Annotated in this window: 28 protein-coding genes; 8 read left to right on the top strand and 20 right to left on the bottom strand. The window is 50.9% G+C overall.

The genetic code is table 11. The annotated features are described in order from the left end of the window. Positions 1-108 precede the first annotated feature (108 nt). The 3 genes from CVV30_05940 to CVV30_05930 form a co-directional block, all read right to left on the bottom strand. On the bottom strand, positions 109-1,179 hold the full coding sequence (locus CVV30_05940) for a hypothetical protein (GenBank protein ID PKL70879.1): 1,071 nt from the start codon (positions 1,177-1,179) through the stop codon (positions 109-111). Between the two features lie 80 nt (positions 1,180-1,259). Next, a complete protein-coding gene (locus CVV30_05935) occupies positions 1,260-2,780 on the bottom strand; it encodes a carboxylesterase family protein (protein PKL70878.1) in 1,521 nt (506 codons plus the stop codon). Next, positions 2,767-2,991, bottom strand: a complete 225-nt coding sequence (locus CVV30_05930) for a hypothetical protein (protein ID PKL70877.1) — start codon at positions 2,989-2,991, stop codon at positions 2,767-2,769. The genes CVV30_05935 and CVV30_05930 overlap by 14 nt, the downstream gene beginning before the upstream one ends. A 60-nt stretch (positions 2,992-3,051) precedes the next feature. Between CVV30_05930 and CVV30_05925 the strand changes: the two genes are divergently transcribed. From CVV30_05925 to fhcD, 4 genes are all read left to right on the top strand, one after another. Then, positions 3,052-4,287 carry a hypothetical protein gene (locus tag CVV30_05925; protein PKL70876.1) on the top strand — a complete coding sequence of 412 codons (1,236 nt, stop codon included), beginning with the start codon at positions 3,052-3,054 and terminating at the stop codon, positions 4,285-4,287. A gap of 155 nt (positions 4,288-4,442) precedes the next feature. After that, on the top strand, positions 4,443-5,243 hold the full coding sequence (locus CVV30_05920) for a hypothetical protein (GenBank protein ID PKL70875.1): 801 nt from the start codon (positions 4,443-4,445) through the stop codon (positions 5,241-5,243). Between the two features lie 128 nt (positions 5,244-5,371). Next, positions 5,372-5,932, top strand: a complete 561-nt coding sequence (locus CVV30_05915; GenBank protein ID PKL70874.1) for a 5-formyltetrahydrofolate cyclo-ligase — start codon at positions 5,372-5,374, stop codon at positions 5,930-5,932. 15 nt (positions 5,933-5,947) lie between these two features. Further along, positions 5,948-6,838, top strand: a complete 891-nt coding sequence (fhcD, locus tag CVV30_05910; protein PKL70873.1) for a formylmethanofuran--tetrahydromethanopterin N-formyltransferase — start codon at positions 5,948-5,950, stop codon at positions 6,836-6,838. Positions 6,839-7,139: 301 nt separating this feature from the next. Here the strand turns inward: fhcD and CVV30_05905 are convergent, their stop codons facing one another. Then, entirely contained in the window at positions 7,140-7,532 is a 393-nt protein-coding gene (locus CVV30_05905; protein PKL70872.1) for a hypothetical protein, read from the bottom strand. 375 nt (positions 7,533-7,907) lie between these two features. Between CVV30_05905 and CVV30_05900 the strand changes: the two genes are divergently transcribed. Together CVV30_05900 and CVV30_05895 are read left to right on the top strand one after the other, a co-directional pair. After that, complete coding sequence (locus CVV30_05900; protein PKL70871.1) at positions 7,908-8,570, top strand: alpha/beta hydrolase; 663 nt, start codon at positions 7,908-7,910, stop codon at positions 8,568-8,570. Positions 8,571-8,743: 173 nt separating this feature from the next. After that, complete coding sequence (locus CVV30_05895) at positions 8,744-8,992, top strand: hypothetical protein (GenBank protein PKL70982.1); 249 nt, start codon at positions 8,744-8,746, stop codon at positions 8,990-8,992. A 140-nt stretch (positions 8,993-9,132) separates the two neighbouring features. Here CVV30_05895 and CVV30_05890 read toward each other — a convergent pair whose 3' ends face one another. The 3 genes from CVV30_05890 to CVV30_05880 form a co-directional block, all read right to left on the bottom strand. Continuing rightward, positions 9,133-9,456, bottom strand: coding sequence for a hypothetical protein (locus tag CVV30_05890; protein ID PKL70870.1), 324 nt, complete (start codon positions 9,454-9,456; stop codon positions 9,133-9,135). Positions 9,457-9,576: 120 nt separating this feature from the next. Next, the gene (locus tag CVV30_05885) at positions 9,577-9,870 is read right to left on the bottom strand and encodes a hypothetical protein (GenBank protein ID PKL70869.1); all 294 of its coding nucleotides are present in this window, start codon (positions 9,868-9,870) and stop codon (positions 9,577-9,579) included. A gap of 46 nt (positions 9,871-9,916) precedes the next feature. Further along, positions 9,917-11,533: a thermosome subunit gene (locus CVV30_05880; GenBank protein ID PKL70868.1), complete on the bottom strand. Its 1,617-nt coding sequence runs from the start codon at positions 11,531-11,533 to the stop codon at positions 9,917-9,919. Positions 11,534-11,910: 377 nt separating this feature from the next. Here CVV30_05880 and eif1A point away from each other — a divergent pair, with 377 nt between their 5' ends. Further along, positions 11,911-12,252: a translation initiation factor eIF-1A gene (eif1A, locus tag CVV30_05875; protein PKL70867.1), complete on the top strand. Its 342-nt coding sequence runs from the start codon at positions 11,911-11,913 to the stop codon at positions 12,250-12,252. Positions 12,253-12,572: 320 nt separating this feature from the next. Here the strand turns inward: eif1A and CVV30_05870 are convergent, their stop codons facing one another. The 6 genes from CVV30_05870 to CVV30_05845 all read right to left on the bottom strand — a co-directional run bounded on the left by CVV30_05870 (position 12,573) and on the right by CVV30_05845 (position 17,252). Then, a complete protein-coding gene (locus CVV30_05870) occupies positions 12,573-12,995 on the bottom strand; it encodes a zinc/iron-chelating domain-containing protein (GenBank protein ID PKL70981.1) in 423 nt (140 codons plus the stop codon). Between the two features lie 145 nt (positions 12,996-13,140). After that, positions 13,141-15,039, bottom strand: a complete 1,899-nt coding sequence (locus CVV30_05865) for a hypothetical protein (protein ID PKL70866.1) — start codon at positions 15,037-15,039, stop codon at positions 13,141-13,143. A 216-nt stretch (positions 15,040-15,255) separates the two neighbouring features. After that, positions 15,256-15,834 carry a phosphohydrolase gene (locus CVV30_05860; protein ID PKL70865.1) on the bottom strand — a complete coding sequence of 193 codons (579 nt, stop codon included), beginning with the start codon at positions 15,832-15,834 and terminating at the stop codon, positions 15,256-15,258. A gap of 14 nt (positions 15,835-15,848) precedes the next feature. Next, on the bottom strand, positions 15,849-16,085 hold the full coding sequence (locus tag CVV30_05855; protein PKL70864.1) for a hypothetical protein: 237 nt from the start codon (positions 16,083-16,085) through the stop codon (positions 15,849-15,851). Between the two features lie 571 nt (positions 16,086-16,656). Then, complete coding sequence (locus tag CVV30_05850; GenBank protein PKL70863.1) at positions 16,657-16,944, bottom strand: hypothetical protein; 288 nt, start codon at positions 16,942-16,944, stop codon at positions 16,657-16,659. 2 nt (positions 16,945-16,946) lie between these two features. Then, positions 16,947-17,252 (bottom strand): hypothetical protein, encoded by a 306-nt coding sequence (locus CVV30_05845; GenBank protein ID PKL70862.1) that lies wholly within the window; start codon positions 17,250-17,252, stop codon positions 16,947-16,949. Between the two features lie 215 nt (positions 17,253-17,467). On the opposite strand from CVV30_05845, the gene CVV30_05840 reads away from it, so the two are divergent. Beyond that, positions 17,468-17,800, top strand: coding sequence for a hypothetical protein (locus tag CVV30_05840; GenBank protein PKL70861.1), 333 nt, complete (start codon positions 17,468-17,470; stop codon positions 17,798-17,800). 246 nt (positions 17,801-18,046) lie between these two features. Here the strand turns inward: CVV30_05840 and CVV30_05835 are convergent, their stop codons facing one another. The 7 genes from CVV30_05835 to CVV30_05805 all read right to left on the bottom strand — a co-directional run bounded on the left by CVV30_05835 (position 18,047) and on the right by CVV30_05805 (position 21,657). Continuing rightward, positions 18,047-18,376 (bottom strand): hypothetical protein, encoded by a 330-nt coding sequence (locus CVV30_05835; GenBank protein ID PKL70860.1) that lies wholly within the window; start codon positions 18,374-18,376, stop codon positions 18,047-18,049. Between the two features lie 212 nt (positions 18,377-18,588). Next, positions 18,589-18,804, bottom strand: coding sequence for a hypothetical protein (locus tag CVV30_05830; protein PKL70859.1), 216 nt, complete (start codon positions 18,802-18,804; stop codon positions 18,589-18,591). Between the two features lie 235 nt (positions 18,805-19,039). Beyond that, positions 19,040-20,110 (bottom strand): AI-2E family transporter, encoded by a 1,071-nt coding sequence (locus CVV30_05825; GenBank protein PKL70980.1) that lies wholly within the window; start codon positions 20,108-20,110, stop codon positions 19,040-19,042. 171 nt (positions 20,111-20,281) lie between these two features. Further along, positions 20,282-20,683: a hypothetical protein gene (locus CVV30_05820; GenBank protein PKL70858.1), complete on the bottom strand. Its 402-nt coding sequence runs from the start codon at positions 20,681-20,683 to the stop codon at positions 20,282-20,284. After that, positions 20,670-21,041 carry a hypothetical protein gene (locus tag CVV30_05815; GenBank protein PKL70857.1) on the bottom strand — a complete coding sequence of 124 codons (372 nt, stop codon included), beginning with the start codon at positions 21,039-21,041 and terminating at the stop codon, positions 20,670-20,672. The genes CVV30_05820 and CVV30_05815 overlap by 14 nt, the downstream gene beginning before the upstream one ends. 14 nt (positions 21,042-21,055) lie before the next feature. Beyond that, entirely contained in the window at positions 21,056-21,400 is a 345-nt protein-coding gene (locus CVV30_05810; protein ID PKL70856.1) for a hypothetical protein, read from the bottom strand. 32 nt (positions 21,401-21,432) lie between these two features. Continuing rightward, positions 21,433-21,657: a hypothetical protein gene (locus tag CVV30_05805; GenBank protein PKL70855.1), complete on the bottom strand. Its 225-nt coding sequence runs from the start codon at positions 21,655-21,657 to the stop codon at positions 21,433-21,435. Positions 21,658-21,770 lie beyond the last annotated feature (113 nt).

The raw sequence follows: 21,770 nt of genomic DNA, 5'->3' as shown, positions 1-21,770 counted from the left end.
TGTTCCGTAGTCGTGTCAGTTACTGAGAGTAAAAAAAGGATGCGGGAGGATTTGCTCCCTGTTTATGAGGGGTAACGTTTTGCACCTATGCCCGGATATCCCTGATTTTCACCGGGCTTTGATGGTGAACGTATCCCCGGTCTCCCATTCCCCGGTCACCGGGTTCAACTGTTTCTCTACCCCGTCAAACGTCCTGGTCTCTTCATGGACCGTGATGACAACGTAGCCGACTCTCTGGTCATTCTTGGTGATGGTCTTATTCGGGTACTCCAGTGTAAGTGCAGGATCGACATTCGCGGGATCGAAGGGGATCGCGTGTGCCCCGGCGTTTCCGCTGACTACCTGCTGGACTCCTTTGGATTCGCCCCTGACATACAGGTGGGCATGCCCGCAGAAATAGGCAGAGACGTTATTGTCGACCATGCTCTTCCAGAATATATCGCGCTCTTGGGAATGAACGTCAATGGCGTAATCATCCTCTTCAGTATCGTTCACCACGGCATACGCGGGAGAATGCCCGAAGACAAAGATGAACGGTCGTGTCTCCTGCGTGAGCTGTTCGTAGACCCAGCTCTGGTTCACCGTCTCCTTCTTGCCATTGTGTGCGATATAATTATCGTTTAATAAGAATTTTGCACCGTTGTGCGTGAACGAATACGTTAACTTCTCTTCGCCGGGCGGGCCGTTTACCGGCATGCCGGCAGCCGCCGTTGCGAGATAGGCATCTAGGAGGGGAGCAATGGTCTGGTTCGGGCCATCCTCGTGGTTACCCCGGATAACATAGATTGGTATACCCGTGCCATCAGTGTAATTATGGATGGGAGCAACGTATTCCATCCAGTTTTCGAACTGGCCCGTATAATTGCCCTCCATCGGGGATGCCTTGGTTAATTCCCACCCGTTGACCAGGTCCCCCATATAGATGGCCAGATCCGGCTTCTCTTTTGCAATAGCTTTGGAAATCGTGATGAGGACCGGGTTGACACCGGTGGTCGTGTTCCCCGCCGGGTCGGGGGAATCGGCGAATACGACAAATTTCCAGTCTCCGGATCCCGAAAATGTCGTGGGAACTACTGTTGCCGGGGGAGTTTGTGCCGGGGCCGGAGACGGGGCCGTGCACCCACAGACACTTACCGCAAGTATCAGGAAGATAAATAGAAGTAACTGAAGCAATCGCATGGGGGTGTATTCCCCCTGGGATATTATAAAGTCTGTGAGAGTTTGTTATCGTTTTTTTGCCGGCAAAAAAAAGAGATCTGTTATCCGCTCTTCACGACCGGGACTGCCCCGATATCAAGATACTGGCCACTCTCCTTAGTATATCGTGGCCACGTAACATTCATACCTCCGTTTGGATCCCCGGTCTTGGCAAACCGGGTCCAGAGATCGATCAGGTTGTCACCAACCACGTCATTCGTCGGATTCTCTGGTATCGGGACTTTGAATAACAGCATGGTCTCGCTGCCGTGGAATGCTCCATAGGGTTGCCCGGGCAGGACATAGGAGTACTGGTACCGGTAGGTGTCCGGATTCAGTTCTGCATTTGAACCCGCTACAAACTTCACCGCATCGGTAAAGTCATAGTCGGTCATGATCTGCTCAAGCTGGATCTGGACCTCTGCGGTTGAATTGGCAGGATATTTTGCGAGAACCGCAGGTGCATCCTGCCCAAACCGGTTCTGGATGTACGTCCGGTATGCCGGAACGGTCATGTTTGCATCTGCGGCAAGGGTGGTCCCGTCATCGGCGTTGTTCCCGATAATCAGGGGAACCGGGTTCTCACGGTGGAGACTAAACAGTTTGTCCGGGGAATCGGGGATGAGCCAGCCGTCAATCGTTGGCTCGAAATGCCGGGAGTTCACCATCTGGAACGGTGAGGCCGGCCAGGGCGTTGCATTGGCAATTTCCGAAGAACTCAGTTTTCTCATCTGTGCAATCGCATCCGGGCCGGAGTACCCGAGACTTTGTGCATATGTCTCCCCGAGCTGCTCGGCATCGGCTTTTGAATTAAGAGAATCAATTTCCGCCCCGTTCGTCCAGAACGTGCCGCTCTCGACAATTGCCTGCTGGTACAGCCCCGTGCTCTGCGGGCTGACCATGTGGATGAGAATACTCTCCCCGCCTGCTGACTGCCCGAAGATGGTCACCCGGGACGGGTCGCCGCCGAACTGCCCGATGTTCCGCTGGACCCACTGCATGGCGGCGATCTGGTCAAGGAGCCCGTAATTGCCCGAGACATTATACGGGGACTCCGTATCGAGCTGGGGATGGGCGAGGAAGCCGAGAGCACCAACCCGGTAATTGGGTGTAACGACTACAACCCCTTTCTCTGCAAGGGCAGTCCCGTTATACAGCGGCATGGAGCCGGCAATCTTGCCGAATGCCCCGCCATACAAAAAGACCATGACCGGCAGCTTCTCATCGGCACCCTGTGCCGGGGTCCAGACATTGAGGTACAGGCAGTCCTCGCTCATATTCAGGCCGGGATCTGCAGCGAACGGCTGGGGACAGGCCGGTGAATACATCTTCGTTTCCTTCACGCCGTCCCAGGGTTTGACCGGCTCGGTCGGTCTCCAGCGCAGGTTACCGGTCGGGGGAGCTGCGAACGGGATGCCGTGGAAAACCCGGAGTCCTCCCTGCTGCATTCCTGAAACCGAGCCGGCGTCAGTCTTTACCACACCGGCGTCCGGCACCTGCTGGGTACATCCCGCGAGAACGGCAAAACCCATCAGGACCAGACAACCAACCAGAACAAAACTTAAAATTTTACCCGTTTGCATATGATTGCTCCTTTGTTTTATGGAACAGCCCGGTAACCGGAAGGTGTGCTGGATCTTCCGGGACACCCTTTTTTGCCTTGCTACCAGGACCTGCCAGAGAATTTCTGTGAATTTTATGCGGCAACACATTAACCTTTTTGCATCTGATGGTTTCAGAAAAAATCTGTTGCACCTGTGCGGGAATCTCGTATCCCCATACTTTTACGATCAATCTTTTACCTTCACTCCCTCATAGTGCAAATTTATTAACCCGGGGCTTCTTGATTTGAGCATGTACACGCGGGAGGCATCGGCCCTCGACCTTTTCACCGATTCCGTCAGGCTCATGGGTGATGCCACCCTGTGTGCGGTGATGGAGTTTGACCGGAGGCTCGATGCCCGCACTCTTGAAGAGGCTGCGCAGGCATGTCTCCTGGCCCATCCCATTCTTCACAGCCGGCTGGTGCGGGGAAATGGCCCGGCATTCTGGGAGATGGTTAACGATGTTTGTGTCCCTCCCGTGCAGGTGGAGAAATGCGACGGGGATTATTATCCCCGGGTCATCGGGCCGGTGGATCCTTACGGGCCGGTGCAGTTCCGCGTGCGGCTGCTGCGAAGACCTTCGGGGGATGTGATTGTCATCAACCTCGCTCATGCTGCTGCTGATGCGTTTGGTCTCCACACGCTTATGTCCCAGCTGCTGCAGGAATACCGGAAGCCTGGCAGCATTTGTCCCGCAAAGGGAGGAATCCCGGAACGCGATACGCTCTGGACCCGGGAATTGGACCGGACGGGAACTCCGGTACCTCCGGATATGCTGGTGATCAACCCCCTGTGGCCCGATCCGTTCGGCACTTCCTGTCAGCCTGCGACTTTTCACCGGGAGTGTATCAGTACCCCGGTGCTGGAAGCAATCCGTGCCCGTGCCCGGACATTCGGGGGCAATGTTAATGATGCGGTGATGGCGGCCTACTTCCTTGCGATGAGCGATCTCACGGGCCGGATGGGGCCGGTTGAGATCTTCTTTCCCGTTAACCTGCGCCAGCACAGAAACGACGGGTCCCGGGTGATGAGCAACCAGGCCACGAACGTCTGTTTTGCGCTCGAACGCATGGAGGGCGAGGGTATGGAAGAGATCCTTGCCCGGGTCATTAAGGAGACAAAGCAACTCAAGGGAAAATCCATTGGCATCGCTGAGCAGGCCGTGATGGATGCGGCCTGTGACCCGGAGGGCCGGTGCATACACCGGATGGTAGAGCAGATGGCAGCCATGCAGAAAGCGGGTCTTGCGGATATCTTCATCTCCAATCCCGGGCCGATCACGCTCCCGGATTGTGAAGGGCTCACCGGTGCCTATGTCTGCTACCCGGGCGGCTACATGCCCACCACCTGTTTTGTCACCAGCACGTTTAGGGGGCAGATGACCCTCACGATGGGCTACCAGGACAGCGAGAGGGCACGGGTGGGAACGAAAAAGGCAATCGATCTCTTCCGGCACCATCTCCTGTCGCTCGTGAATGGATGTTGAGATTGAAAATCTCAAAAGGGGTGTAGGTATCAACCCCCTTCTTTCGACAACCTAGTTACCACTCCCTTCTGCAATTCGATTGGGCAGAGTTCCATATCTTCCTCGGACACCAAATGATAATCCAGATATGTGAGGAAAATAATTTATTAATAATCATGAAGATGCTCCGAACTCTCCCGCCAAATGCCCACCTGTCAAGGCTGGAGAGCTGCGGGTTAACAGAGCTGTTCGGAATATTCGAGACCTGCTTAAAAACGGGATCAAAGAGATCAGCATATGGCCCGCTTTCCGATGCGTGGGGGAGACTATTCTCCGAGTTGTACCTGTCTGCAGAGGAGCTGGTGGACGAGATGCAACGGGGGGAGCGCAGGTTCAGCCATGACCATGAGCGTATGTTGCGGGAATTCATCAGGGCGGATTGTGCTGACGGTGGCTCTTTCGTAATGGATGTGATAAAAAATGGCGGGAAGATCGACAGGGCGGCTCTGTTCATGGTCGCAGATCTTGAGAGCCTCGCCGGAATTGAACGCAATGGCATAATGGCGATTCACCTCCTCATCGATGCATGCGACAAGAGAGTGAGACCGGTGTTAATCAGGAAGGTGGGTAAAAGACTGCTCTCCCAGGTATATGACCGGAGAGGGATCCCTCTCATTTTCTCAATCTATGGCCTGTGTGATCTCTGCGGGGAAGATCTTGACGCTATAGCGTCAGTGTTCTCCCGGGAAGATCTCCGGAATATCATGAGCCGGAGCAGAACCGGGTACAATGCCCTTGATGTATTTACAAATGTCTCCGCATCGATGAAGAGATATCCCCCGCAGGAACGGAATGCATCGCTGGAGCGGAATGCATTCTATATCCCGGCTGCAAAGGATACGCAGAAGGAAGAAAATGAAACCCCTGTCAGAATTAGGAAAATTTGCAGTACGGCAGCAAATGACAGAAAACAATAAAAAAATGTGGCCTGATGCCCGCTCTTCACCTTCAGAATAATCCCGATATCGAGGCATTGGCCACTCTCCCCGGTCATTCGTGAACGAACCCGGAAAAGCATAAATATTCTGGTTCTCTACTACTGCCCATGCGGGAGCAGAAGAGCAGCATACGGCATATCCTGCGGCAGCGCAAGGACGCCATGGAACCGGAAGAGCGGGAGAAAAAGAGCGCGATCATCTCCAGCCACCTCATGACCCTCATCAGAGATGGCGAGACCGTGATGGCCTATACTTCCAAGGAAAAAGAGGTCCACACGGTGCCGATCATCACCGCCCTGCTCGCACGCAGCAATCCGGTAGTTGTTCCCATCATCGTCAAAGAGGATGTGAGCCTCCGGCTCTCGTACCTGCGGGATTTTGCAGCTCTTGTCCCCAGCACATTCGGCGTGCCCGAACCCATCGGCAGCGAGATACCGGCACGGGGCGAGGATGTGGATACGATCATCCTCCCGATGCTCGGCTTTGACCGGACCGGAGGACGGATCGGGTACGGGGCCGGGTATTATGACCGGTTCTTAGAAAAGTACACCGACCTCCGGAAGATCGGTATCGCATTTGCCTGCCAGGAGATCGACAGCCTTCCGCTGGATGAGACGGATGTTCGCATGGATCATATCATCACCGAAGATGGAATCGTGTATCCCTGAGGGGATGAGGATATCATGGAGATCAATGGTACAGAAATTCTCGATACCTATGCCGAGGCATTCCCGGTCTGGATCTCGCGGATCATTATCACTGCGGCCACGATGGAATGGGCACATATTGCAGCCGTGAACGCAACCGGTTTTGCCACCTCCCGGATCGCATGTCCCTGTGAAGCGGGAATCGAAGGCGAACTCCTGCCAGGTGAGACTCCGGACGGGAGACCGGGCGTTTCTGTCCTGATCTGTGCAGAGAAGAAGAATATGAAAGCTAATGTATCAGCACGCATCTCCCAGTGCGTGCTCCCGGCACCTACGACCAGCGCATTTGACGGCCTGCCGGATGCGGGCTCGCGGTTTTTTACCCGGATGCACTATTTCGGCGACCGGTACGAAGAGCGCTGTAGTGTTGGCGGGCGAAGCTGCTGGAAGATTCCCGTCATGGAAGGTGAGTACATAGGCGAGGAACGGTTTGGCACCGTAAAGGGAATTGCCGGGGGAAATTTCCTCATCATGGCAAAAGACCAGCCATCCGCCCTCGCGGCTGCGACTGCCGGAGCCGGTGCAATCGTAGGAATGAAAGGGATCATCACGAGTTTTGCCGGGGGTATTGTCAGGAGCGGGTCGAAGGTGGCAGCCAAAAATTACCGCTTTCCCATGCCGGCGAGCACCAACCATATGTTCTGCCCGACTCTGAAAGGCAGGATTGCCGACTCCCTTGTTCCGGATGGCGTGGGTTCTATCTACGAGATCGTCATGAACGGGACGGATGAAGCGGCGATAAAAAAAGCCATGAAGGCCGGTATCCGGGCAGCAGCGGAGACCGGGAAAGCAAGCCATATCGGGGCTTCGAATTTCGATGGGAAGCTTGGCCCGTACCAGTTCTCCCTGCATGAACTGTTCCGGTAAGCAAGATACGGAATTGCTGCGGGGGTGGAAGGTGTGTTTATGCCCCGGGGATCTAATTTTTCCCCCTGCGTGAATTGCGGAAAATTTCAGGTAACTCCATCCTCCTAAAATATTTTAGATTTTTTTCTTTTTATTGCGCCCTCCGTTGAAGCGTTATCCGGTAGCCTTTCGATGCCTGGAATAACTGTTCAGGGAACATTACGTTCCAATGAATTATCCCCCGGTTTGGAATAGTTGTATACAAAAAAAGGCGGGTAAACCGGAATGTGACCGGAAACGCTCATATGAGCATGAGGAAGTTTCAGTCCGAAGGACTGGTGTTATGATGACGGGTATCCAGTACCTTTTCGATTCTTTCCTGGAGAATTGCCCGGGTGACCGGCTTTGTTATATAATCCGCGTAATAACTGCCAAATTTTTGCTGTTCTTCATACATAGCATCTTTACCGGTAATCATAATGACCGGAATTGAATTTGTATCCGGGCACTCTTTGATCTTCTTGAGCGTCTGCCACCCGTCAAGGGGCCACATCATGACATCGAGAAGAATGATATCCGGTCTGACCTTTGTCAGCATCTCCAGGCATTCCAGACCCCCCGGGGCAGTCAGGGTGCTGTACTGCAATGAGACAAGAGTTGCCGCGAATAACTCCCGGAGGTCAGGATTATCATCCACGATAAGAACGGTAGTCATGTGCTTCAAACGCTCCGGCTTGTGGGTATTTTTTCCCGTATATTATAACTCATTATTGTTTTTCACCCGGTTCTTATCGTGATGCGGGAGAAGTTATCTGCTGTCCTGAACCGGTATACCGTGAATTCATACTATCCCCCCAGGACATAGCGTTCATTCTTCGCGGTACCAGACTGGGTACAATAATGAAATGGTGTATGTCAATACCTCTGCTGGATTATTTCCCAGATCTTTTCTCCCCCTGAAAAGAGACGGCTGTCCGTTGCGGGACCCTGGCAGAATTCCAATTTTTTTATTTTCTTCATGCAACAGCCTCTTATCGGATAAAAAAAGAATGTCGTATCAGGAATATCTGATTAGCGAGTGTTTTTAAAAATGGCCAATTATGTTCTGGTTCATGGCGGCAACATGACAACAGAAACGTGGAACAAGCTTACCCGGGGAGATCCTGTGCATACCCCGGACGGTACGATGGGAGGCCGGATTTGGGACCCTGTTGTGCCTGTGCTTTTAGCGCAGGGCCACCATGTTTTTGCGCCGACTCTCAAAGACGAACACAGCAGCAGCCTGACTGTGCATATTGAGCAGGTCTGCACGATAATAGCCGGAAATAATTTACGGGATGTCATCCTGGTCGGGCACAGTTATGGCGGGATGATAATAACCGGCATTGCATCCCGCATGGCAGAGTGTATCAGCCAATTGGTGTATATCGATGCTGCTGTGCCAGATCCGGGACAATCACTGTTTGACATTATTGTTTCCAGCGGTAGTGACCCGCTGTCGTTTGCCGGCCTGGAGCCGGCTGCGCCTTATGTCGAAAAACTGCAGTTTGACCCCGTAAAAATAAAATCATTGCCAAAAACCTATATCCTCTGCACCAAAAGCGAATTTTCATCAGTAACTAATCGTGCAAAGCAAAAAATTTCCGCTGCAAAAAATGAGTGGAACTTTGTTGAGTTGCCTACATCCCACGTGCCTATGGCCAGCATGCCGGAAGAGTTAGTGCAGTTATTGCTGGATGCTGCGAAAAAATAACCCGTTTATAATGTGAATCGTGTTTTGTTCCCGATGCCGGAAATGTCCGCCTTTTCCTGTATCCGATAACCAGCAACAATAAAGGATGATGTAAATAGTGTGCAGTGAAAAAATACTGTTAGGAATAGTACCGGCAGGATTCTCAACCGGTGTTTACAGCAAAGGATAACAAGATGGAATTTCCCACCCTGCGGTTATGGATATTGTTCTACCTCATTGCGTTTGCAACCGTACTCTGGGCGGCCTTTATGTCCTCGCAGGGAACGATGCTCTGGGTGAGCCTGATGCTGGTGATAATCATCATCGGGATCAGTTCTTCTACGGTGTATGCCGAGATAAAAAAGCAGATGAAACGCCAGGAGTTGCAGCGGGAGCTTACCCAGGACATAAAAGATTCCAAAAAAGGCCACGGTGGCCGGTGATTACGGGCCTGATGGAAATTCCCCTCTCGGACATTTTTCCCGAAACGCACGGTAAATATTATTGAACTCGTAAATGGTCTTTTTTCCCACGGGTCATTTGACCGGGGATTACAGAGTTCAGATAATTCCCGGAAAAAATATCAGCTCGCGGTCAGATGTCCGATCCGGAACTGGTGCAGTTCGGGATACCCGATCCCTGCGATCACTGCAGGATCATTATAAAAAAGCCGCCGTGCCTCATCTGCCGAATCCACGCGATAGATGACTATGCCAACGGAACCGTCAACTGCTGCGCCACTCATGGCAATATTTCCTAGTGCAGAGAGGTTCCTGACATATTCGATGTGCTCTCCCATTGTTACCTCCTCTTCCGGTGTCATGGTGGTAAGAAAATCCGGGCGTTTTAACCGGAGCAGGGAGATAAAATCCAGTCGTTGACTCATACATCTCATTACGGGGTTCATCGGTTATAGGTATGGAATGGTCCCGACGGCTGCCGGCATCGCCCGGCATTGCAGGCCGGGACGATGATGTAGCCGGGTACCTGCCCGGAAAAAATGAGGGGCCGGATCCTAAAAAAACGGTTATATTTTTTTAATCAGCCGGACTTCGGCATCGGTTATCTCGTAGATGATATCCTTCTTTTCCTGTTTGAGTTTCTGGAGTTCATTCAATATATCCTGTAACTTGTACTCCATGTCCCTTCGTGCGATCACGTACGGGAAGTTCTGCTGGGGATTTTCCGGAGTAATGGCAATAAGTTCACAGGAATTGCGCTGGCGGTTGATCTCGAATTTGGTGATCTGGTCGAGTTCCAGGGATTTGAATTCCCCGGAATGGAATGATCCTGACTGCAGGAATTTTACCAGTACACTCATTCGATAATCCCTCCTGTCCTGTTTTCTGCATGTGCAGTGTTCATAGTCAATAGTCACCCGCACCCGGCGGCATCCCCCCGGCAGGCCCGGAGGCCCGCGATGCAAAGACATCGTCGATGCGCAGGATCATCACCGCCGCCTCGGCAGCGCTCATGACTGCCTGTTTTTTCACCCGCAGGGGTTCAACAACGCCCGCCTTGAGCATGTCGACCGGCTTTCCCTCATAGACATCAAGACCGAAGGTCCGGTGACCCGCTTCATGCGCAGCCCGGATCGCGACAATCATATCGATGGGATCGAGACCGGCATTCTCGGCAATGGAATGCGGGATGATCTCGAGTGCCGATGCAAATGCCTCGATGGCGAGCTGGACCCGGCCCCCGACCGTAGATGCATAGCGGTGCAGCTGGAGCGAGAGTTCGATCTCGGGAGCCCCGCCGCCCGGGACAATTTTTTTGTCCTTTACAACCTCGCTGACCACCATTAGTGCATCATGCATGGCACGTTCGAGCTCGTCGATCAGGTGCTCCGAGCCGCCCCGGATTATAATCGAGACCGCTTTGGGATTTTTGCATTCCGAGACATAGATCATCTCATGGCCGGAGAGTTTCTTCTCTTCTACCCGGCCGGCTCTCCCGAGATCTCCCGGGGTGATGAGATCGATGCTGTTGATGATCGTGGCCCCGGTGGCCCGGGCAATATTTTCGCAATCGCTCTTCTTGACGCGGCGGACTGCTAATATGCCGGCTTTTGCCAGGTAGTGCTGGGCGGTGTCATCAATGCCTTTCTGGCAGATGACAACCGTGGCACCGCTTGCTATGATCTTGTCGGCCATGACACGAACCATCTGTGCATCCTCTTCAAGGAATGCCTGGACCTGCTCGGGCCGGGAGATATTGATCTTCGCGTTGACTTCCGTCTTTTTGTACTCGAGAGCCGCGTTGAGGAGGAGGACTTTTGCGTTCCGGACCAGCTGCGGCATTCCCGGGCTGGCCCGTTCCTTGTCGATGACCATGCCTTCGATGATCATAGTGTCTTCGACTTTTCCGCCAACTTTCTTCTGGATGTTCACGTGCCCGATGTCTACGGTACCGTCAGGATCGGCCACCATCGTGATTGCATGGACGACAATATCGCAGAGCAGCACCTTGTATGCCCCTGCCGCCTTGCCACTGATTGCTGTCTCTGCGATCTGTTTCAGCCGTGCACTGTCGGTGGGTTGTATGCTGATAGCAATCGTTGTAAGAATCTCCAGCGCTTTTGCTGCAGCGTGCTGGTAGCCTTCGGCAATAACGGTCGGGTGAACCTTCCGGCTGATCAGGACTTCTGCGTTCTTTAAGAGTTCCCCGGCAAAGACGACTGCCGTTGTCGTGCCATCGCCCACTTCATCGTCCTGTGCCTTTGCGATCTCGACCATCATCTTTGCGGCCGGGTGTTGAATGTCCATCTGTTTGAGAATGGTGGCGCCATCATTGGTAATCACGATATCGCCCGTGGCATCGATCATCATCTTGTCCATTCCTTTTGGCCCGAGCGTTGACCGGACTGCGTTTGCCACCGCCTTTGCCGCAGCGATATTGTTGTTCTGGGCTTCCTGCCCACGGTTCCGTGTCGTTCCCTGCCTGAGAATCAGGACCTGCTGTCCGCCAAGTTGTTGTGACATATCTATCCTTGATAATTATCCATTTGTGTTCCTCGCCGGCACAACCGTTCATACTCCATATTTCTTACGCTTTGCAGGTCGGGGGTGTCTGGATTGTCGGTATTCGCAGGCCTTAAAAAGTATTGTGGAATCAAAGCGTGAGATCATATCCCCGGTTACCATGGTGCGGTTGGTGAAAACGTTATCAGCCCGTGCGGGCCGATACGGGAGAATTCATCGTCATGCCGTATTGGGCTACCATTGGTTCGTGAGTTCATATGCCTATGTATGGTACGGGCAGTTTAGCCCCGGGTCACCGGTGTTGTTTTACGGAGCGTAGCAAACATAGCTTCATGGTGTCAGCCCCCCAATATATTTATATATTTGTAGTTGGTTGAATGAGTGCTTTTCATAAAAAAAACAATGACGCAGCAGCAGATCCAAATGCCGTGAACCCCGATGGTTCACCCGTTGCCCGTGTACGGCTGCCCAAGAAATGGAACAAAGAACAATTCGCCCTTGCCGAAACGATGCTGGGGGCAAATCACATCCGTGTCCGGTGCATGGACGGCGTCACCCGCATGGGCAGGATCAAGGGAAAGATTAAGAAACGAGCCTGGATCCGGGAAGGCGATACCGTTATTGTCATGCCGTGGAGTTTCCAGGACGAGAAGTGTGATATTATTTACCGGTATCTCAAGCCACAGTCAGACTGGCTGCGGAAAAACCAGTATATTTAACCTGGAATTTTCTCAATTTTGATTTTTTTTCAATACGCAACGATATCCCTGGAAGAACCAAAGGGGCATCAAAAATATAAAAGGGAGATTAACATGGGAGACATCCGGACAGGTCAACGCGGCGATACGGGTGTGCCCCGTTCCATTTGTCCTCTCAAAATTTATCAGCAGTCCGGCCCATAAACGAAAACGGCCCCTTGTCCGATGTAAACCAGATGTGGTGAGAGAAAGAATTTCCGGGATCTGTCCCGATTAAAAACTTTTACCAAAAAATCATCGGACGGTAATGAAAATATTTCCCGGAGACGCAGGCTACCGGCTTATAATGGCCATCTGCCAGCCCGGTTGGTTTTTTCCAAACCTTTGCAACGGTTGAAGTATGTCTCGCCCCAGATCCACGGCTGGTAGGTGCAGCACATGTCGGGTTTTACCTGGTGAATTCCGCAAAGGTACCGCTCTTTTGTGACCCGGCGCAGGAACGGGCAGACGGTTACATAATCCCCGGTGTCGGGATTGCGCATCTCCACAGAGACAACATCCCCGAGGTCTTCAGCATGGAGGTCCGCACAGTTCACCGGCGTGCTTTTCTCCCTGTATGCTACAAACCAGCGCAGGATATCGGTCCGCCCCTGTTCTATCCAGATGTACACATTCGGTACGGTTGGTGTAATACCAGGGCCGAATATCCGGCAGCAGAGTCCGCACTGCTCACAGGGCTCGTCTTCGGTTATCTGGTCATCCATTGAAGTTCCCATCCATTATTCAGCCGGCTGCTGGATAATATTTTGCCGATATGTTCATACCGGTGGTGTTAATGGATTTTTAAAAGTCAGGATCGATCTGGATTGGCCTAAATGCTATTTTTGGTAAAAATGCCTGACTTTGGAATCACTTGTATTCCTGGAATAATGTCGGGTTCTGTTGCCGGATCCACCATCTCCGTACCAGTAGTCCACCGGCAAGGAGTCCGGTACAACCAATGACGGTGAGTACGATAATAAACGGAAAACCCGGGGCCGGCTGGATCGATAGTACCGGAAGGGGCGATGTTGTCTGCGCGACAACCGGGCTTGTGACAGCAGGCGGATTTTCCGGATTTGGCGGGGTATCGCCCGATGCATACGGGGCATGGCTGGTAGGAGGACCGTCCGGGTTTTCACCGGGTTTCCCGCTGATCGCAAACAACGAGAACCCGGAACCCTGCGATGAGAAAAAAACCCGGCCGTCCCTTGTGCTGACGAATTCTGTGGGTAGTGCTTCCCACATTGTACCGGTAAAATGGTACATATTCACATTATCCGGGCTTACCCAGTGCTCTTCCAGCCATGGAGCCGGGACAGAGAAATGTATCTCCGAACCGGTTATGGTGATGTACCGTGCCTGAACGAGATCGATATACTGGTATACGATACCGGGTGGAGGGGGGATATCAGTCCCCGGTCCCTGCCGTACGATTCCGGTTATGATGAGATCTGAAAGCCCGGTGCCGGTCAGGGTCGCATGGGTCACTGCCGAATCCCCTCCTACGTTCACGGTCGTTGTCATGAGTGCATGGGCCAGTGGCGGTTCTGATGAGGGTACATCATCGCCGACGGAGACGGGCTCCGGGATAGTTACCGAGATGTATTGCGCTTTTGTTTCGGTACTTGTCCCATCACTGTTCGTTACCGTCTGGGATACCGTGTACGTGCCTGCGGCTGTGTAGCTATGTACAGGATTGGCAATTGACGCGGTTCCACCATCGCCAAATGTCCATGAATATGATGAGGGATATCCCGTCGATGTGTCTGAAAATGTTACCGAAAGGGGAGTACTGCCGGACCTCGGGCTGGCGGTGAATCCCGCGACCGGGGAGGACAGGAATGACCAGGTGTCGTTTTTATTGGTCGCGCCGTTATACCCGCCAAGAATCCACATTTTCGAGCCGTATACCCCCGATGTGTGACCCTCACGTGATGGCATGGGGGCGGTGACCGTGGGAATAGTCCAGGTAATGCCATCAGAGGAATACCAGACATCATTTCTGATCGCAGCTCCGCCAATTCCGCCAATTATCCACATCTTGTTATCATAGACCGCGGAAGTGTGGCTGTACCGGGGCGGGAATGCAGCGTTATGGATTGCCTCGACCCATACGATCCCGTCGCTGGAATACCAGACATCATTTTTGTCCACGCCATCGTTGCCACCAATTACCCACATCTTGTTATCAAAGACAAGGGCCGAGTGACCATACCTGGCAGAAAACCCGGCACTTGAATTGGTCAATTTCCAGTCCATCCCATCGGTAGAGTTCCAGACATCATTCAGCCCCACCCCAACAGAATTAGTACCCCCGATAACCCACATACGGTTATTGTAAACTACCGATGCGTGTGCATCCCGTTTGGGAAATTCTGCGGAATCATTTGCCTGTTCCCAGATAATGCCATCCGTCGAGTTCCAGACATCATTCAGTTTTTCCAAACCGGAAAGTGTACCCCCGATCACCCACATGCGGTTAGCGTGCACGACAGACGTGTGCCAGGTTCGCGCCGGAAATTCCGCAGATGCGTTGGCCCGGTGCCATATATTACCATCAGTAGAATACCATGTATCGTTCAGGTAATTCGTATCATACCCGCCCATCACCCAGAGAGAATTCCCGTAAACTACCGAGGTATGGTGGTATCGTTGCGGAAATTCTGCTGATGAATTGATCTCTGTCCAGTTCCCGTTTAATGCAGATACTGTTGTAACTGACAAAAGAAGACAGATCCCGATCAGCATTATGTATTGAATTTTCATCAGAATACCCGGACAATCTATCCTTCAGGAAACAACCGATGAAGTCGTTTTTCTGAACGGAAATTCTTACGGATTTGGTAAACGTGTTTTACCGGATAACTACAATAAATGTTGTCATTTGTATCCGTTTTGCCCAATAATCAAAAGTGAATAAATATCATCGCAGTTCTTGCGGTATTGGGGATATCTCAGCTTACCATGAGAAAATAATCTTCTTTATTTTCCCCTCTCACGTTCAAGAGTTTCGAGGAATGTTGCGAGAAATACATGCCGCTCTCCCGCGATATCCCGACCCGTTTCCGTGTACATCAAATTTTTTAACTTCAGCAGTTTGTCGTGGAAATGAAATACAGCATCACTGATATCGCCGCCGTGTTCTGCTGCCCGCATGAATGTCCGGGCAATACCGATTGCTCCAAGAGCATCGAGTTTGTCTGCATCGGAGAGGATCTTTGCTTCGGGAGTTGCCGGTTTTTCATCAGACCGGAAGCGGTGGGTACGGATCGCAGCACCGATTGCGGGGATGAGTTCCGGATTGTAGTGTATTGATGCGAGATAGGCTTCCGCCATCCGTGCCCCTTCAGTCTCATGGGGCAACCCTCTCTCCTTTTCAAGAGGCCGGGCAATATCGTGGAGCAGGGCGGCAGGGATCAGGATGTCCATATCCGCATGCTCGCGTTTTCCAATAATCCGGCACAAACGGGTGACACGTTCGGTGTGATCCATGCCATGGGAACCCGCAGTCCCGAGCTCGTCTCTGACATGACTGCGGATTTTTTCGATGAGTTCATCCATATATTGGTCACCTGCTAAGGAATCTTGTGGCAGAAAAAGGGAAAAATATTCTGGAATGATCCATCAGGTTTTTTTTTAGTTCCATCGTGATGCAAATGAACGGAAAGTTCGCGTCCAAACGGAAAAAATCCATGATAATACGAGGAGTCCCCACCAAATGCCCAGTCAGATGCACGGTAGGGCAACTTGGGTTTCAGCATTTTTTCGTCATTGATCCACCGCTGGGCACCCTTCGGGGCGGCGGGGTGCATCGCAACAGTAAAGCAAAAGCCCGGATTTTTTTCACCATCGCTCCAGATAACTGCTCTATGGACCGCCGCAAATCTTGTTTGTCCCTCACTGACCCCCCTTCCCTCATCACAACATTATAGGGGCATAGATATACCGTAAAATACAGCAAATCCGGTCCAAAAATCAAAAGGGATGATAGGGGGTCAGTGAGGGACATTTAATCATTATGGCCACAACCCTGCAAACAAATTCCAAAAAATTACGACAGAATACATCCAGATATCACCATTCCGTGCAAAACGAATTGTCCCTCACTGACCCCCCCATCCTGTCCCGCCGGGCGTGGGGAAAGGACCTTAAATGGTCAGGGAAAAATCCTGATAAAAAAGTGAATCAATAACAGGGTCAAGGAGATGCACTCCCCAAACAGTGCCGCATCCCTGAGGAGTTTTATAGGTTACCTTCCCTTCGATGGTGAAAGAATAAGCAAAAAAAAAGAGAGATTTCAAAAATGCCTGAATTACGTAAAAATGGGAAATTTCCCCTGGGCCGGCCCGGTTTGGCTATTAACGGTACAACGGGTTCGATACCTCAGTATTCATTTGCCGTAGAAAATGGTGATTCTTCCTCGCTTTTCTGCTGGTGGTGCTCGATGAGCGTCCGCACCTCATCGTACGCTTTCTGCTTATCCTTGATCCCGGTAAAAAGAATGCGAACCTCGTCGATATCGTCTTTGATGTACACTGCCTCGTCATACGCGATCAGGAGAATCTTGTCATCCGGGCCAAAGGTGTGCTCTTCGCGTTCCCCGGTCATATACCGCTCGCGCTGCTCTTTTGTCGGTGCTGCATATTTGTTCTCGTACCGGAAGACTCCCATATCTACACCCTGTGATAATTATTCTGAATGTTCAGGAGATTAACGTATTGACCAGCGGGAAGAATGTCCATCCTGATTACCGTCAATTCCTGCACAAGGGCAGGATCCTGGAATCGCAGGCAGGGACATTTCACTGAGAGATTATCGACTTTTACGGATGCCTCCTTTGAGATCGATTGCAATGGAAATGTGATCGCCTGGAACCGGGCCAGGGTAGTGATGACCTGAGATATGCCCCGGTTCGATGACATCTCCCTGGATGTGTGAAAGGGAATGTCGGGAATGGAATTTATCCCCGTGCCATCCATTTTACGATGCGGTGAGCAGATCCTGTCGGCACATCTTACCGTTTTTTCCGTACTTTTTCTGAAATGTATTGACGCATGTTCCCCCCGGGCCGGGGAGTATCCTGTTCCTCCTGGACAGGATGAATTTATACCCGGATAATCCTGTAATGGAACACCGTACGCGGCATTTAACGAATTATTTATGTCATGAATTGCAACCCTTTGACAGGTACATCATGAGAAATACATCAGATCTGGTTAATGAGATGCTCAAAGAAGCCAAAAATACCTTTCTTGTTGCAATAGCAGTCGGGTTTCCCGATGAGACCAAATTTGTATTCAGTTCCGGGAAGTACCCCTTAAATGACTTAAACAAACTTGTCAGGCTGGGAGGTTCTCCAATCGGATTGCTCCGGTTTGAGAAAGAAAATGCGGTAATACAGGGCTCGTTTCGCCCGTTTTTAGAATATGAAACGGAAGAATGGGCAGGAAAATACCTTGCAGGACTGCTGGAAAATACGCCGGATATTATGGTATTGAGCCAGCAGCCGGATGTTACCGATTATTAATAAAAATCACTTTCAGTTTTTATTAAGAATACTTTTTTTGGCTCTGTCTAGTTCCTCTTTTCCACACCCGGCTGTTTTTTTCAAAGGATACGGGGGTGACTCCTTATCTTTCGATCCAGCCCTCTCTCATTTCTCCTCAAGCAGATACCTATATTGGCATGAACAACACTCGTCCATGTATCCAGGTTGATCAGCACCTGAGCAACAAAAAGAGGAGGTAGAGAAATGGTACGACGTAATCACCGGTCAATCTATGATGAACTCGATGAACTCAAAGCATCCATGGACTACCTGTTCCAGCTTGCACTTGAACCAACTGATAATCCGCTGTTGCCTGATGAAGAAAGATCCGAAATCGTATGCCAGTACCTGCATAACCTGAACGCAGAAGTTGTCGGGCACGATGATGAAGTGATAGTGACCGTGGATATGATCCCTGGCATGGATACAGCGGTAATCTCTGCTGACCTGGTAGATCCGGTCACTCTGAAAATTTCCTGCAACTGGCAGGATGATGATTCTGGAGGAGAGGATCGTTATTACCAACCCCAGCAGCAATCCTTTTCCCTTCACCATCTCATATCGCTGCCAGTACCTGTCACCAGGAGCGGGGCAAGAGCTACGCTCAAAAACGGCGTGTTGGATCTTCGCTTAAAGAAAATATCCCTATAACTAAAACCAATCCCTTTTTTCGTTGTAACTGGTTGTGACCATACAAACAGCCCGGTCTATTATCATCTGAGAAGATGACCGGATTTCAGGTAAAGCACATGCGTGCATAAAAACGATTACACGGATGTATAGGCCGTGTGATGCATGTCGGGGGTGATGATCCGGGAACGCTTCTTGCAATTCTTGCACGCTGCATCCCGTGTCGCTTTATAATGATCCCGCGGGGATTTGTTGACAATGGAATTTTCTGTAGAGCATTCGGGGCAGGTGAACCGGATAACATACCCGCTTCGGGTTCCGGGAATTTCAGGTTTTACGGAGTTTTTTATCATTTTTTTACGGTTTTAATGGGTGTTCTCTCAGGGTAACAGACCTGATCTCGTGTTCGATCCATGGGGATAAAAAGGGTTTTTTAAAGGGCATGGGATGGATATACCCTGAACAGGGGGATGATCCCATTGCCAAAACCGATTATTATGTATTATTATTGGTCTTCATAGCGTAAAGCATGATGGGTTCCGGAAAAACCCGCAGGTGCAGGAAAATAAAGATCCTGTCATTCTTTTTTTAATGCTCGATTTCCTGCCCCTTATTTTTGTTCCCTAACTCTTCAAAGAGATGACCGACCCCGAGTGCGGCATTGATCCAGCGGAGTTCATCGCACATCTGGAAGACCATCAGGACCAGCAGGGTGATAGGGATTGCAAAGAGCATGCCCACGAGTCCCAGCAGCCAGCCCCAGAAGATCACCGACACGATGACAATAAGAGCCGGCATGTCGAATTTCCGTGCTGCAAGGAAGGAATACACCGGGTTCTCGACAACCAGGTTCAGTACGCAAACTGCGGCAATGACTGCGACTGCCCCCGGTATGCCAAACTGGATCCATGCAAAAAAGATTGCTGGCACGGCTGCGATTACGAGCCCGAAATAGGGAATATAGCCAAGAAGGAATGTCAGGACTCCCCAAAGAATTGCCCCCTGGACCCCCATTATTCCCAAAAAACTCCCAAAGAGCACACCATGGACGAAGTTCGTCTCCGTCCTGACAACGATAAAATCGGTGATATAGCCGGTCATGCGGGAGAACTGCTGCATGGTCTCAGAATCTTTGCCGAACCTCTGTTCAAGGCGGGTGGAAATGTTCGGAGCATCGAGCAGCATGAAAAAGGTTGTTATCCCGACAAAAAAGAGAAACATAATTCCGTCGATAACGCTCATGGCTCCCCCAAGTGCGACCGAGAGAATCTGACTGAGATTGATCGTTGGCTCCCCGTTGGAGACACTGGATATGCCATAGGATGAAAGAATCGTTGAAATCTCCTGGAGACGATTGTTGAGTTCTGCCTGATACTGCGGAAGATCTGCAAGGAGCGTATGGAATGATAGGAAGGTCAGGAAAAAGAATCCAAGAATTAAAACGGATGCAATAACGGTGATGATGAGCGTTGCATGAAAATAGGAAAGTCCTTTTTCTTTCAGCCAGAACAAACCGGGCAACGCAAGGAGTGTGAGGATGAGTGCCATGACAAAAAGGGTGACAATGTATGCAGTCATCTTCACCGCCAGGATAATGATGACGATAAGCGCGATGAAGAGCACGATGCGCTCGGTCCGCGATATGCCAGCGGGAATCATAGTCATTACTATGTCTTCTGGTTAATATTATTCATCCGCACCAGTTGCATGGGATCCGGGGTTTGTAATATTCCCGCAACTTTTTTTATGGGGTAACCGGATATCCTGTGATCCGGGCAAACTGATAGTTGCAGATATAAAAAAAAATTCTACATATCCCCTGCGAAGAAATTAATCCTGCTGGGGGGTTTTCTCGTGGGATGTCCCTGAATTACCCATGTATTTCTCAAGATAGCCGGCAATATAGGGAATTACCAGCGGGACAATTGCCGAGAGGATATCCATCATCGGGTCGTACCGGCGCTTAGATTTCTTTTTTTTGCCGTGCTTTTTTCGATATTCATTATCCCTGCTGTGCGGGGCTAACATCCTGGCAATCCCGTATGCAGCGATTCCTCCCCCGACTGCCGTTGCTGCAGCTTCAACCGGGTGATCGCTGATCACCTGGCTTATGGGGCCAAGCGCCCGAACCGGTGCCTGTACCACACTTTTTTTCAGCTTCTTATAGGATTCTGCGATCAACCTTTCGGTGACAAGTAAATCTTCTTCGGTTATGGGCCTACGGTTTTCCATGGTCAATCGTCTCCGCAGTAGGGGTCTTTAAGACAATTTTATCCGACAAAATGATGTGCGCGATGATCCCGCCGGCTGCAAAGACTATTGCACCCATGATGAGCAGGGCTGCCCAGAGCGGGACAAAGGTGGAAAGGAAAAGGATCATTCCCAATCCCAGGGCCAGGGTCCCTCCTGCGAGTAAAGTGACAATTACTGACAGGTACATGGTCCGTTTGAACAGGAGATCGAACGGTTCTAACACATAGTGCTGCAGGAACAGGTCCGTTTTTTGCTGGAGGTACAGATCGATATACTTGCAGGTCCTGACGAATTCTGATTCTATTGACGGGTCTGTTGTGCCGGCGCTTTCGTCCATGTGATCCCTCGTTTTTAGTCGCGGGATTTGAAGATCAACATACCGATAAGAACCCCGATGCCGGCTGCGATAAGGACTGCGGGAATGGGATGTTCGATGATGATATGCTCCACAGGCTTGACCTTTTTGTGGTAATCCGCTTCAACTCTTTCGTACCCTTCGCCAACTTCGGTTTTAAACTGGCTTACCCGGGATTCGACTTCATTAAGGATCTGTCGGACATCCTCTTCATTTACCGGGGCCTCAGCATTCCGCAGTCTGCGGGCCGCTTCTTCGAGTGCTTCTGCGGTCTGGATCTTATACCTGCCCGCACTTGCAACGCCAACCGTTTCCCTTTTGTCTGAATTATCATCTGACATGGTTTTCACCAACACCTATCATGTCGTTTCAGTTAATTATATATTTGGTCTCCAATCCCAATCAGGGCAATTTTATCGCCAGATGAAATTTTGGCTAATGAAATGCCCGTTTCCGGATAAATCGCTGCACTTCTTTTGTTTGTCTGCCGGTATATTTTTCCGGTACGTATTGATTTTGCCGGTATCTGTTGAGTTACCATGAAAACCATTTCATCATCGTATTTTATCAGCAAATTTAGCATATGTGTACTGAGCATACACTCACTGCAAATTATGGATATTTGTGCAAGTGATGATTCACGGGAAATACCCGGACATTTGAAAAATTCCTGTCTGAAACATACCATGCAACAGAACAAGCGGAAAAAAA

This window comes from Methanomicrobiales archaeon HGW-Methanomicrobiales-1 (genome assembly GCA_002839675.1).
GTDB lineage: Archaea > Halobacteriota > Methanomicrobia > Methanomicrobiales > Methanospirillaceae > Methanoregula.
Note: the sequence above shows the minus strand (reverse complement) of the source record. Positions and strands in the feature narration are given on the sequence as shown.